The following is a 13,305-nucleotide window of genomic DNA, read 5'->3' as shown; positions in this document are numbered from 1 at the left end:
GCTAAGAAGCGAAGACTCAAACCGTTGCCGCTGCTGAACGTGCCTCGCACAGCAGCCAGAGCGGCGATTCGCATGCGGCGGGGCTTATCCTAGTGCCATGAGGGTCGGAGCCCAAATGCGGGGTACACCGTGCTCACACCTCCAGCAACCTTCGCGCAATTGGGATCCGCCCCCCATTGGCTACCGCCGCTCTAAGCCTAATCGGCCTTTACCGCCCATTCCATCGGCACGAGCAGCTACTTAATTCGTAGCAGGCTGCAAATCCGCCCGGTGCTTGCGCAGCGCGGCCTGGACGATATCGTGCATGCCTTGGGCCTCTTCGGTGTCCAGGGCGGCCAGCAGGGCGCGGCGCATGCGGGGTTCCCAGAACTTGCGGATGTGGTTGGCGAGGTCGTCCAGGGCTTCATCGCGATCAGGCATGGTCTGGAAGAAGTCGCCAATCTGGTTGGCCATGTGGATGAGGTTGTCGGCGTTCATGGGGTGGGGTCCAAGGTGATCTGTTCGGGGTGGCTGTAGACGCTGGCGTTGTTGCCACGGGCAAAGCCTAACAAGGTGATGCCTGCGGCCTGGGCCACGTCGATCGCCAGGGCGGTCACGCCGGAGATGGCGGCCAGCAGGGCGACCCCGGCGCAGGCGGCTTTTTGCACCATCTCGAAGCTGGCGCGGCTGGTGACGACGATGAAGCCGCTGGGGGCGTTCAGGCCCGCCAACGGCAACGCGCCGACCAGCTTGTCCAGCGCGTTGTGGCGGCCCACGTCCTCACGCACCAGGGCGATGCTGCCATCGGCATGGCACCAGGCGGCGGCATGGGTGGCACCGGTGGCATCCAGCAGGTGCTGCTGGCTGCGCAGGGCGGCCAAGGCGCGGGCCACGGCGCTGATCTGAAAGGTCTGAGGGCTTACCGGCGCGGGACGGCGCACGGCGTGGGCCAGGCTGTCGGTGCCGCACAGGCCGCAGCCGGTGCGGCCTGTGAGGCTGCGGCGGCGGTCTTTCAGTCGGGCGAAGCAGGCGGCGGCAATCTCGATCTGCAGCGTGTGGCCCAGCGATGACTCCACCAGCTCGATGCCACGGATCTGGTCCACCGTGTCGACGATGCCCTCGGTGAGCGAGAAGCCGCGCGCAAAGTCTTCCAGGTCAGCCGGGGTGGCCATCATCACCGCGTGCGAGATGCCGTTGTACTCCAGCGCCACGGCCACCTCATCGGCCACCCAGTCGGTGGCGGCAAACACCTTGCCCGCACGCACGCCCACCACGGCGGCGGGGCGGCCACCGGGGATGTGGGGGGCGGACTCGCGCTGCATGGCTTACTTGATCGCGTCGGCCAGTACAGGAGCCGTGGATGCCGCCTGCAGCAAATCGAGCTGCTTCTGGTTGAACTGCGCGTAGGACTTTTGCCATTCGGACGGCTGCGCCACCGGCATCACCTGCACGGCGGTGACCTTGTACTCGGGGCAGTTGGTGGCCCAGTCGGAGTTGTCGGTGGTGATAACGTTGGCGCCCGACTCGGGGAAGTGGAAGGTGGTGTAGACCACGCCGGGCTGCATGCGCTCGGTGACCAACGCGCGCAGCACCGTGGTGCCCGCGCGGCTTTGGATGCCCACCCAGTCGTCCGGCTTGATGCCGCGCTCTTCTGCGTCGTGCGGGTGGATTTCCAGCCGGTCTTCGCTGTGCCACTGGACGTTTTCGGTACGGCGGGTTTGCGCGCCCACGTTGTACTGCGACAGGATGCGCCCGGTGGTCAGCAGCAGCGGGAACTTGCGGGTGACCTTTTCTTCGGTGGCCACGTATTGGGTGATGATGAACTTGCCCTTGCCGCGCACAAACTGGTCTTGGTGCATGGTCTCGGTGCCCAGCTCGGATGTGTCTTCGTTGCAAGGCCACTGCACGCTGCCGTGCTGGTCGATCTTCTCGTAGCTCACACCGCGGAAGGTGGGGGTGAGCGAGGCGATCTCGGCCATGATGTCGCGCGGGTGCTTGTAGGCCATGGGGTAGCCCAGGGCGTTGGCCAACTTGACGGTAACTTCCCAGTCGGCCAGCCCGGCCTTGGGCGGCATGACCTTGCGCACGCGGGAGATGCGGCGCTCGGCGTTGGTGAAGGTGCCGTCTTTTTCCAGGAAGGACGCGCCGGGCAGGAACACGTGGGCGTACTTGGCGGTTTCGTTCAAAAAGATGTCTTGCACCACGATGCATTCCATGCCCGACAAGGCCGCCACCACGTGCTGGGTGTTGGGGTCGGACTGCACGATGTCCTCGCCTTCGCAGTACAGGCCCATGAAGCTGCCGGCCAGCGCGGCCTCGAACATGTTGGGGATGCGCAAGCCGGGTTCGGCCTGCAGCGACACGCCCCAGGCGGCCTCGAATTCACCGCGCACGGTGGAGTCGGAGATATGGCGGTAGCCGGGCAGCTCGTGCGGGAACGAGCCCATGTCGCACGCGCCCTGCACATTGTTCTGGCCGCGCAGCGGGTTCACGCCCACGCCTTCGCGGCCCACATTGCCGGTGGCCATGGCCAGGTTGGCAATGCCCATCACCATGGTGGAGCCCTGGGAATGCTCGGTGACACCCAGGCCGTAGTAGATGGCCGCGTTGCCGCCGGTGGCGTACAGGCGGGCGGCAGCGCGCATGTCGGCAGCGGGCACGCCGGTGACCTGCTCCAGCGCTTCGGGCGAGTTCTCGGGCTTGGCCACAAAGTCGCGCCACTGCTGGAAGGACTTGTCGTCGCAGCGCTCGGCAATGTAGGCGCTGGCCAGCAGGCCCTCGGTCACCACCACGTGGGCCAGGGCAGAGATCACCGCCACGTTGGTGCCGGGCCTGAGCTTGAGGTGGTAGTCGGCCTGCACGTGGGGCGAACGCACCATGTCGATGGTGCGCGGGTCGATGATGATCAGCTTGGCACCTTCGCGCAGGCGTTTTTTCATGCGCGAGGCAAACACCGGGTGGCCGTCGGTGGGGTTGGCACCGATGACCATGATCACGTCGGCCTGCTCCACCGACTTGAAGGTCTGGGTGCCCGCCGAGGTGCCAAAGGTCTGGCCCAGGCCATAGCCGGTAGGCGAATGGCAGACGCGGGCGCAGGTGTCCACGTTGTTGTTGCCAAAGGCGGCGCGCACCAGCTTTTGCACCAGGTAGGTTTCTTCGTTGGTGCAGCGCGACGAGGTGATGCCGCCGATGGAGTCGCGCCCGTGTTTGGCCTGGATGCGGCGGAACTCGCTGGCGGCGTAGCCAATGGCTTCGTCCCAGCCCACCACCTGCCAGGGGTCGGTGATGCTCTTGCGGATCATCGGGGTGGTGATGCGGTCTTTGTGGGTGGCGTAGCCCCAGGCGAAGCGGCCTTTGACGCACGAGTGGCCATCGTTGGCCTTGCCGTCTTTCCACGGCACCATGCGCACGACCTCGTTGCCCTTCATCTCGGCCTTGAAGGCGCAGCCCACGCCGCAGTAGGCGCAGGTGGTGATCTTGCTGTGCTCGGGCTGGCCCATCATGATGACGGTCTTCTCCGTCAAGGTGGCGGTGGGGCAGGCCGAGACGCAGGCACCGCAGCTCACGCAGTCGGATTCCATGAACGGCTGGTCTTGCCCTGCCGACACGCGGGACTCGAAGCCCCGGCCCGAAATCGTCAGCGCAAACGTGCCCTGGGTTTCTTCGCAGGCGCGCACGCAGCGGTTGCAGACTATGCACTTGGCCGGATCGTAGGTGAAGTACGGGTTGGACTCGTCCTTCTTGGCGTGGAAGTGGTTGGCACCCTCCATGCCGTAGCGCACTTCGCGCAGGCCGGTCACGCCCGCCATGTCCTGCAGCTCGCAGTCGCCGTTGGCGGCGCAGGTCAGGCAATCGAGGGGGTGGTCAGAGATGTACAGCTCCATCACGCCCTTGCGCAGCTCTTGCAGCTTGGGGCTTTGGGTGCGCACCTGCATGCCTTGCTCGACCAGGGTGGTGCACGAGGCCGGATAGCCCTTGCGGCCCTCCACTTCCACCAGGCACAGGCGGCAGGAGCCAAACGGCTCCAGGCTGTCGGTGGCGCAGAGCTTGGGCACGTTGATGCCCGCGTCCACCGCCGCCCGCATCAGCAAGGTGCCCGCAGGCACGGTGACGGATTCGCCGTCGATCTCCAGCGTGACCTCTTGGGCGGAGGTGCGCAGGGGGGTGCCGAAGTCAATTTCTGTATGGGTGTGCATGGCGTGCTCCAGGGGCCTAACTTTCATGGACTCGGTTGCAGAGCATGCCGAGCCATGAAAGTTGTTTCAAGTTAAACGGGCAGACCGAAGTCTTGGGGGTAGTGGTTCAGTGCCGACAGCACCGGGAACGGCGTCATGCCGCCCATGGCGCACAGCGAGCCGTGGACCATGGTGTCGCACAGGTCGCGCAAAAGCTGGACCTGCTGGGGCCGGTTGGCACCGTCGCGGATGCGGTCAATCACCTCCACGCCACGGGTCGAGCCAATGCGGCAGGGCGTGCACTTGCCGCAGGACTCGATGGCACAGAATTCCATGGCATAGCGGGCCAGCCGCGCCATGTTGGCCCGGTCGTCGTGCACCACAATGCCGCCGTGGCCCACCACCGCGCCTACCGCTGCATAGGCCTCGTAGTCCAGCGGAATGTCCCACTGCGATTCGGGCACGTACGCGCCCAGTGGCCCGCCCACCTGCACCGCCTTGATAGGGCGGCCACTGGCCGAGCCCCCGCCAAAGTCATACATCAGCTCGCGCAGGGTTACGCCAAAGGCCTTTTCGACCAGGCCACCGTGTTTGATATTGCCCGCCAGCTGGATGGGCAAGGTGCCGTGCGAGCGGCCCACGCCAAAATTGCGGTAGAAGGCCGCGCCGCGCGCCAGGATGATGGGCACGGATGCCAGGGTGATCACGTTGTTGATGACCGTGGGCTTGCCAAACAGGCCGCTGAGCGCGGGCAGCGGCGGCTTGGCGCGCACGATGCCGCGCTTGCCCTCCAGGCTCTCCAGCATGGCGGTTTCTTCGCCGCACACATAGGCCCCGGCGGCCATGCGCACATGCAGATGGAAGCTGTGCGCGCTGCCCAGCATGTGCTCGCCCAGAAAGCCTGCGGCGGTGGCCAATTCGATCGCGCTGCGCATCGTGGCCACGGCGTGCGGGTACTCGGAGCGGATATAGACATAGCCTTGCGTGGCCCCGGTGGCCACTGCCGCAATGGCCATGCCCTCGATGAGCATGAAGGGATCGCCCTCCATGGTCATGCGGTCCGAGTAGGTGCCCGAATCGCCCTCGTCGGCGTTGCAGACGATGTACTTTTGCGTGGCTTGCGTGGCTTGCGCGGCAGCCACGGTCTTCCATTTGATGCCCGCCGGAAAGGCCGCGCCGCCCCGGCCCCGCAGGCCCGAGTCCAGCACCTGCTGCACCACCTCGGTGGGGGGCAATTGCAGGGCTTTGCGCAGACCGGCAAAGCCCTCATGCGCCTCGTAGTCGGCCAGCGACAGGGGACGGGTGATACCCATACGGGCGAAGGTGAGGCGCTCCTGCTTTTGCAGGTAGGGCATGTCTTCCGGGCGGCCCAGGTGCAGCGAATGGCTGGCAGACCAATCGGCATCGAACAGGCTGGCCACGTCTTCCACGGCCACCGGGCCAAAGGCGATACGGCCTGCAGGCGTAACCACCTCGACCAGGGGCTCCAGCCAGAACAGGCCGCGCGAGCTGTTGCGGCGCAGCTCGATGGCCAGGCCACGCCGGTCGGCTTCGGCCTGCAGGGCCAGGGCGACTTCGTCGGCACCGACGGCCAGCGAGGCGGAATCACAGGGGATGTAAATGATCATGCTGCGCTCCGGGCCTGGGCGATCAGGCGGTCAAATTTGGGGACGCTCATGCGCGCATGCAGCTTGGCATCCACCACCATGGCCGGGGACGAGGAGCACAAGCCCAGGCAGTACACCGGCTCCAGCGTCACCGCGCCGTCGGCCGTGGTACCGGGGTGGTCGCCGCTCAGACCCAGCCGCAGGCAGGCGTGGGCCCAGAGCTGCTCGGCCCCCATGGACTGACAGGACTCGGCACGGCAGATCTGCACCACGTGCTGGCCCGCAGGCTGGGAGCGGAAGTGGTGGTAGTAGGTGACCACGCCATGCACCTCGGCGGTGGACAGGTTCAGCGCGTTGGCGATGCTGGGCACGGCATCGGCGGGGATGTAGCCCAGCGCATCTTGCACCGCGTGCAGGATGGGCATGAGCGCGCCGGGCAGGTGCTGGTGGGCGGCGGTGATGGTCTGCACCGTCTCGAGGGTGGATTCAGAGGGCATGTGGGGCTGGCGCTGGGCGCTCTTGTGGTGGGTACAGCAGAAGAGTGTCCCGCCAGACCGGGGACAGGTCCAATGGAATTTCTACATGCGGCGATTCAATCGGCGAATGCTGCAATGCAGCAGCACATAAAGTTATGCATCAAATCTGCCTCTAGCGCTTATTCCATAAGCGCAAGCAGCTATCAATTTAATATTAACCGAGCTGCAGCCAATCGGATGACTCGGCCAGCACCAGGGCCGCCTGCAGCGCACGCGAGGGGCGCACCGCCGCCGGGGCCATGAAGCCGATGGGGGTGCGCACATCAGGCTCCACCAGCGGCAACGCCTCCAGTTCGCGGTAGGCGCGCACGGCAGCCAGCAGGCCGCCGGGCAGCACGCTGCACACGCTGCCGTCCACCACGCTCAGCACCAGCGAAAAGACCGAATTCGTCTCGATGGCGGGCACCACCTGGATGCCCGCTGCGGCAAAGGCTGCGTCCATGATGCTGCGGTTGTGCATCTCGGGGCTCAGCAGGCACAGCGGCACCCCAGCCAGGCTCTGCCAGCGCACGGGTTCACGCACTTGCAGGCCGTCGGGGTGGGGCTGGGCCGCGCGGCGCAGCAAAAAATAGGTTTCGGTGTACTGCGGCCAGGCCTGCAGCTTCACGGCGCGCTGGTGCATGCGGTCGGTGTAGCCCAGGGCCAGGTCCAGCGACAAATCGTCCAGCCGCGTCTCCAGCTCCAGCGAACTCAGCGACAGCACCACCGGCTGGATGCCCGGGTGCCGGGCCTGCAACAAGGCGGCAAAGCGCGACAGTCGGGGCATGGCGGTGGGTATCGCGCCCAGCCGCAGGCGGCCCCGGGGGTGGTCTGCATCGCTTTGCAGCGCCTGCTGCAGCACCTCGTGCTCGTGCAACATGCGGTGCGCGGCCAGCAAGACCTGTTCGCCCTCGGGGGTCAGGCCTTCGTAGCTGCGGCCCCGGCGCACGATGACCACGCCAAACTCGTCCTCCAGCGCCTTGAGCGCGTTGGACAGCGCGGGCTGGGTGATGTGGCAGGCCTGGGCCGCACGGCCAAAGTGCTTGTGCTCGTGCAGCGCCGAGAAGTAGCGCATGGCGGCCATGAGATTCATGGCGGCTTAGGTGTCTTTGCTGATGGAGATGGTGGGGAATTTCGACGAGAAATCCTTGTTTTTGCCCGCAATCGACACCGCCACCTGGCGGGCAATGGCCTTGTACAGGGCGGCAATCTCGCCGTCCGGCTCGGCCACCACGGTGGGCTGGCCTCCGTCGGCCTGCACACGGATCTGCAGGTTCAGCGGCAAGGCACCCAGGTAGTCCATGCCGAACTCAATCGCCATCTTCTTGCCGCCATCGGCCCCGAAAATGTGCTCCACGTGGCCGCAGTTAGTGCACACGTGCACCGCCATGTTTTCCACAATACCCAGGATCGGCACGCCGACCTTTTCAAACATCTTGATGCCTTTGCGCGCATCCAGCAGGGCAATGTCCTGCGGTGTGGTGACGATGACCGCGCCGGTCATGGGCACGCGCTGGCTCAGGGTGAGCTGGATGTCGCCGGTGCCGGGCGGCATGTCTACGACCAGGTAGTCCAGGTCTTTCCAGTTGGTTTGGCGCAGCAACTGCTCCAGTGCCTGGGTGGCCATGGGGCCGCGCCAGACCATGGCCTGGTCCTGGTCCACCAAGAAACCAATCGACATGGCCTGCACGCCGTGGTTTTGCATGGGCTCCATGTTCTTGCCATCCAGGCTCTCGGGCTTGCCCTGGATGCCCAGCATCATGGGCAGGCTGGGGCCGTAGATGTCGGCATCCAGCAGGCCCACGCGGGCCCCTTCTGCCGCCAGCGCCAGCGCCAGGTTCACGGCGGTGGTGCTCTTGCCCACGCCGCCCTTGCCAGAAGCCACGGCCACGATGTTCTTCACACCCGGCAGAAGCTGCACGCCACGCTGTACGGCGTGGGCGGAGATTTTGGTGGTGATGTTGACGCTGACCTGGCCCACGCCGGGCAGGGCCTGCACGGCGGCGACCAGCGCGGCCTTTAGCGCGGCGTGCTGGCTTTGGGCGGGGTAGCCCAGCTCGATGCCGAAGGAAACATCGGCCCCCTGCACGCTCAGGCCGCGGATGGCTTTGGTGGATACGAAATCGGTGCCGGTGTTGGGATCCATGACGCTTTTGACCGCGCCCAGCACCTGCTGTTCAGAAAGGGACATAAAAACTCCAAGGTATCCGGTAGTCTATTCCCTCCCTGCACAGTCTCAGTCGTCGCTACCGCCCATGCCAAACAAGCTCATCAAGCTGGTGAACAGGTTGAAGATCGACAAATACAGGCCCACCGTGGCCATCACGTAGTTGGTTTCACCGCCGTTGACGATGCGGCTGGTGTCCATCAGGATCAAACCGGCCGACAGCAAGGCCACCATGGCCGACACGGCCAGGCTCAGGGCGGGGATTTCCAGGAACACGGCGGCCAGACCGGCCAGGATCGCAATCACCATGCCGGCAAACAAAAAGCCCACCATGAAGCTGAAGTCGCGCTTGGACGTGACCGCCCAGGCCGACAAGGCCAGGAAGGTGGCACCCGTGGCGGCCAGCGCCAGCATCACCACCTGTGCGCCACCGGGCAGGGACAGCGAACGCGCCACGATGGGGCCCAGCGTGTAACCCATGAAGCCGGTAAAGGCAAACACGGCCGGAATCGCCCAGCCGCTGTTTTTGAGCTTATTGACCGCGAACAGCAGGCCAAACATGCCCACCAGCATCACGATCAGACCGGGGGCCGGGGCTTGCAGCACGATGCCAGCGGTGGCCACGGCGGCACTGAACAGCAGCGTCATCGACAGCAGCGCATAGGTGTTGCGCAGCACCCGGTGGGCGGCGGTGGGCAGCGTAGAGGGGGCCTGGGTGATCAGCGGTGCGTCCGGGCGACCGGAAGGGGAAATATGTTCCATGGATTGCTCCTGAGTGACAGATGGCCCAACCATACGCGCGCATCCACTTCCAAAAAAGCAGAGAATCGTGAAGTATTACTCTCTTAAAAGTTGACAATGACAGAGCCCTTTAGCTACCGCCACCTGCATTACTTCTGGGTTGTTGCCCGCGAAGGCGGCATGGCCCGCGCAGCCGACCGCCTGGGAATGGCGGTGCAAACCGTGAGCACCCAGGTGCGCGAATTGGAGCGTTCGCTGGGCGTGACCCTGCTCAAACCCGTGGGGCGTGGCCTGGTGCTGACCGAGGCCGGGGTGGCCGCCATGCGCCAGGCCGATTTGATCTTCCAGCTGGGCGAAGAGCTGCCCAGCGTGGTGCACGATGCCGTGAGCGCGCCGTCGGTGCGACTGGCGGTGGGCATCTCCGAAGGTTTGCCCAAGCTGGTGGTGCACCGCCTGCTGCAGCCGGTAATGCCCGAGCCGCACCTGCGCCTGCTGTGCCACGAAGACGAGTTTGACGACCTGCTGGGCGACCTGGCCCTGCACCGGCTGGACGTGGTGCTGGCCGACCGCCCCGCCGCCCCCAACCCCAACATCAAGGTGTACAGCCACTCGCTGGGGTCATCGGCGATGGCCTGGTATGCCCCCCCGCACCTGGCAGAGGCGGTGCAGCAGGACTTCCCCCGCTCGCTGGCCCGCGTGCCCGTGCTGCTGCCCACCACCCACGCGGCGGTGCGGCCCCGCCTGGACCAGTGGTTTGAGCGGGTGGGGGTCAAACCCAACATCGTGGGCGAATTCGAGGACAGCGCCTTGCTGGTCACCTTTGGCGCGGGCGGCATGGGCGTATTTGCGGCCGCCGAATGGGTGCACGAGCAACTCACCGCCCGCTACGGCGTGACCTACATCGCCCCGTGTGACGGCGTGGAAGAGCGCTTCTACGCCATCGGCACCGAGAAGAAAGTTCAGCACCCGCTGGTGCAGCGGCTGCTGCCCGGTAAAACCTGATCAGGCAGCGCCCATCGCCCCGGCCATATTGGGCGCAACCCGCACCAAGCGGACGCGCGAGGCCCGGCGTACCGCCGCAGGCTGCGCAATCTGAAAGTCCACCGACGGCTCGGCGCTCAGCCGCACGCTGACCACCTGCGGTGCGGTCCAACTGCCGTGGGCCTGTAGCCACACGTCTTCGCTGCGGCCATCCTGGGTCAACCACAGGCGGCCGGTGCTGACGCGCAGCACTGCACCGGCAGGCAAACGCAGCGCCACCACGTCCGGTGTGCGCAGTTCGAAATGTTCAATTCTGACCATCGCCGTCTCCTGAAAAATCCCCCACCACGGCTTGTGGTGGAGTGGTATTCACTGTAATCTTGCTACCTGTACAGTACCAATACAGTTAACCGAATACATGCTGCCACTGGCCTGCTAATCCCACCAATACAGTCCATGCCTACCGCCACGATCACTGCAGACCAAAGCGCCACCCTGGGCGCGCAGACCACCCTGGTAGACCAGCTGGTGCAGTGGGCCGAGCAGCGCATCCAGCAGCAGGTGTTTCGCCCCGGTATGCGCATGCCCTCGGTGCGGGAGCTGGCGCAGGAGCGCGGGGTGTCGCGCTTTACCGTGGTCGCCGCCTACGAGCGGCTGGTGGCGCGCGGGCATCTGCTGGCGCGACGCGGGGCGGGGTTTTTTGTGCGCGAGGCTGCTGCTCCGGCCAGCACCCGTGCCAAATCTTCCCCGGCCCGCACCAAGCCGCAGCAGCCCATCAACATGGGCTGGATGGTGCGCAACATGACCAGCGGCATTCCGGCCCACCTGTCGCCGGGTTCGGGCTATCTGCCGCCCGACATTTGCGGCGGCGACCTGCTCAAGCTGGGCCTGCGGGCACTGGCCAACCACAGCACCAGCCAGCAGTTGGCCCAGGGCGCGTCGGCCCAGGGCTACGCGCCGCTGCGGGCGCAAATCCAGCGTACGCTGGCAGAGCGCGACATCGAGGCCCACCCGTCGCAAATTCTCACCACCACCGGCGCGGCCCAGGCCATCGACCTGGTGTTTCGCATGCTGCTGCGCCCGGGCGACACCGTGCTGGTGGGCGAACCCGGCTGGTGCAATCCACTGCTGTGGCTGCGCGGCGTGGAGGTGGTGGGCGTGCCCTACACCCCGCAAGGGCTGGACGTGCAGGCCCTGACCGCGCTGGTGGAGCAGCACAAACCCAAGCTGATGTTCCTCAACCCCGTACTGCACAACCCCACCGGCACCCTGCTGAGTGCGGCCACGGCCTACCAGATCTTGCGGCTGGCCGAGGCCCACGACATCCTGGTCATCGAAGACGATATTTACTCCGACTTTCTGCCCCAGGGCATGGCCGTGACCCGGCTGGCCAGCCTGGACCAGCTGCGCCGGGTGGTCTACGTGAACAGCTATTCCAAGATGCTCGCGCCCAATATCCGCGTGGGCTACCTGGCGGGCCCGGCCGAGCTGGTGGACACCCTGACCACCCACAAGCTGCTGACCGCGCTGACCACCCCCGAGATCAACGAACGCATCGTCTACAAGGCCCTGACCGAGGGCAGCTACCGCAAGCACTGCCAACGCGTGCACGCCACCCTGGACAGCCTGCGCGAGCCCGCCTTCAAACGCATGCAAGACCTGGGGCTGCAGGCGTTTTGCCAGCCGCAGGCCGGGTTTCTGGGCTGGTTCCACACCGGGGTGGACACCAACCACCTGGCCGCCCTGGGGCTGGACGCGGGCTACCTGCTGCGCCCGGGTGCGCTGTTTTCGCTGCGGCAAACCCCCAGCCCGTGGATGGGCATCAACATCGCCACCAGCCAGGACCCCGCCATGCTGGCCTGGCTGGCCACCACTCTGGAGCAACTGCGCCAGCGCGGTAGCACGCTTGCATAAGGCCACCATGCCAGACACCCAACCCTCTACCGCGCTCCTGCTTACCGGCGGCGGTGCCCGCGCCGCCTACCAGGTGGGCGTGCTCGAAGCCATCGCCGACCTGCGCCTGGCCTGCAGCGCAGGCGACACCGGCAACCCTTTTCCCATCATCACCGGCACCTCGGCGGGCGCACTGAACGCCGCCGCTCTGGCCTGTGGGGCGGACGACTTCGACACCGCAGTGCGGCGCATTGTGGGCGTGTGGCAAAACATGGAGGCCAGCCAGGTCTACCGCACCGACCCCATCGGGGTGATGCGCAGCGGCGCGCGCTGGCTCACGCTTTTGTCGGTGGGCTGGATGCTGGCCAAGTGGCGCAAAGTACAGCCCCGCTCCCTGCTGGACAACCGCCCCCTGCGCGAGCTGCTGGCGCACCTGGTGCCGCTGGAGCGCCTGCCCGGCCTCATCGCGCAGGGCCATGTGCAGGCGCTGGCGGTCACCGCGTCCAGCTACAGTTCGGGCGAGCACATGACCTTCTTCCAGGGCAGCGAGGCCTTGCAGCCCTGGACCCGCACCCAGCGCCAGGGCCTGCGCCAGCCGCTCACGCTGGAGCATCTGCTGGCCTCTTCCGCCATTCCCTTCGTGTTTCCGGCCATGCCGCTGCCCTTGAACGGCCACCAGGAATACTTTGGCGACGGCTCCATGCGCCAATCCGCCCCGGTGGCCGCCGCTATTCATTTAGGAGCACAGAAGGTCCTGGTGATCGGCGCAGGGCGCATGGCGGAGCCCAAGGGCGAAGCCCCCACCCTGGCGGCAGACAGCTACCCCTCGCTGGCGCAGATCGCGGGCCACGCCCTGTCCAGCATCTTTCTGGACGCGCTGGCGGTGGACGTGGAGCGGGTGCACCGCATCAACACCACCCTGGCCCTGATACCCCCCGAGCTGCGCCACAACAGCCCGCTGCGCCCGGTCGATCTGCTGCTGATCGCCCCCTCGCAGCGCATCGACACCATCGCCGCCCGCCACGCCCACCGCCTGCCGCCCACCATCCGCACCCTGCTCGGCGGCCTGGGCGGTGCCCCCCACACCGATGCCGCCAAGGGCTCGGCGCTGGCCAGCTACCTGCTATTCGAAGCCAGCTTCACCCGCGAGCTGATGGCGCTGGGCTATGCCGATGCGCTGGCGCAACAGGCGGAGGTGTGCCGGTTTTTTGGCTGGGCCAATACCCCACAGTGACCACATCAATTGG

12 protein-coding genes are annotated in these 13,305 nt (G+C 66.2%); 3 read left to right on the top strand and 9 right to left on the bottom strand.

All coding sequences use genetic code 11. From position 1 onward, the window contains the following. Positions 1-240: 240 nt before the first annotated feature. From AC097O_RS08665 to AC097O_RS08630, 8 genes are all read right to left on the bottom strand, one after another. Positions 241-477 (bottom strand): formate dehydrogenase subunit delta, encoded by a 237-nt coding sequence (locus tag AC097O_RS08665; protein WP_479592393.1) that lies wholly within the window; start codon positions 475-477, stop codon positions 241-243. After that, entirely contained in the window at positions 474-1,301 is an 828-nt protein-coding gene (gene fdhD / locus AC097O_RS08660; RefSeq protein ID WP_479592392.1) for a formate dehydrogenase accessory sulfurtransferase FdhD, read from the bottom strand. Before fdhD ends, AC097O_RS08665 begins: the two co-directional genes overlap by 4 nt. Positions 1,302-1,304: 3 nt before the next feature. Further along, positions 1,305-4,175 (bottom strand): formate dehydrogenase subunit alpha, encoded by a 2,871-nt coding sequence (gene fdhF / locus AC097O_RS08655; protein WP_479592391.1) that lies wholly within the window; start codon positions 4,173-4,175, stop codon positions 1,305-1,307. A 71-nt stretch (positions 4,176-4,246) separates the two neighbouring features. After that, complete coding sequence (locus AC097O_RS08650) at positions 4,247-5,782, bottom strand: formate dehydrogenase beta subunit (RefSeq protein WP_479592390.1); 1,536 nt, start codon at positions 5,780-5,782, stop codon at positions 4,247-4,249. Then, the gene (locus tag AC097O_RS08645) at positions 5,779-6,258 is read right to left on the bottom strand and encodes a formate dehydrogenase subunit gamma (RefSeq protein ID WP_479592389.1); all 480 of its coding nucleotides are present in this window, start codon (positions 6,256-6,258) and stop codon (positions 5,779-5,781) included. The genes AC097O_RS08650 and AC097O_RS08645 overlap by 4 nt, the downstream gene beginning before the upstream one ends. Before the next feature lie 193 nt (positions 6,259-6,451). Next, on the bottom strand, positions 6,452-7,369 hold the full coding sequence (locus tag AC097O_RS08640; RefSeq protein WP_479589225.1) for a LysR family transcriptional regulator: 918 nt from the start codon (positions 7,367-7,369) through the stop codon (positions 6,452-6,454). 6 nt (positions 7,370-7,375) lie between these two features. Beyond that, positions 7,376-8,467 (bottom strand): iron-sulfur cluster carrier protein ApbC, encoded by a 1,092-nt coding sequence (gene apbC, locus AC097O_RS08635; RefSeq protein ID WP_479592388.1) that lies wholly within the window; start codon positions 8,465-8,467, stop codon positions 7,376-7,378. Between the two features lie 45 nt (positions 8,468-8,512). Further along, complete coding sequence (locus AC097O_RS08630) at positions 8,513-9,205, bottom strand: Bax inhibitor-1/YccA family protein (protein ID WP_479592387.1); 693 nt, start codon at positions 9,203-9,205, stop codon at positions 8,513-8,515. Positions 9,206-9,301: 96 nt separating this feature from the next. Between AC097O_RS08630 and AC097O_RS08625 the strand changes: the two genes are divergently transcribed. Continuing rightward, positions 9,302-10,186, top strand: a complete 885-nt coding sequence (locus AC097O_RS08625; protein WP_479592386.1) for a LysR family transcriptional regulator — start codon at positions 9,302-9,304, stop codon at positions 10,184-10,186. Here AC097O_RS08625 and AC097O_RS08620 read toward each other — a convergent pair whose 3' ends face one another. Then, positions 10,187-10,486, bottom strand: coding sequence for a DUF2917 domain-containing protein (locus AC097O_RS08620; RefSeq protein WP_479592385.1), 300 nt, complete (start codon positions 10,484-10,486; stop codon positions 10,187-10,189). 126 nt (positions 10,487-10,612) lie between these two features. Here AC097O_RS08620 and AC097O_RS08615 point away from each other — a divergent pair, with 126 nt between their 5' ends. Together AC097O_RS08615 and AC097O_RS08610 are read left to right on the top strand one after the other, a co-directional pair. Next, positions 10,613-12,079, top strand: coding sequence for an aminotransferase-like domain-containing protein (locus tag AC097O_RS08615; RefSeq protein ID WP_479592402.1), 1,467 nt, complete (start codon positions 10,613-10,615; stop codon positions 12,077-12,079). A gap of 7 nt (positions 12,080-12,086) precedes the next feature. Continuing rightward, the gene (locus AC097O_RS08610) at positions 12,087-13,292 is read left to right on the top strand and encodes a patatin-like phospholipase family protein (RefSeq protein WP_479592384.1); all 1,206 of its coding nucleotides are present in this window, start codon (positions 12,087-12,089) and stop codon (positions 13,290-13,292) included. Positions 13,293-13,305 lie beyond the last annotated feature (13 nt).

The sequence above is a fragment of the Rhodoferax sp. LS1P39 genome, from assembly GCF_056521425.1.
This window is presented reverse-complemented; position numbering and strand designations above follow the sequence as displayed.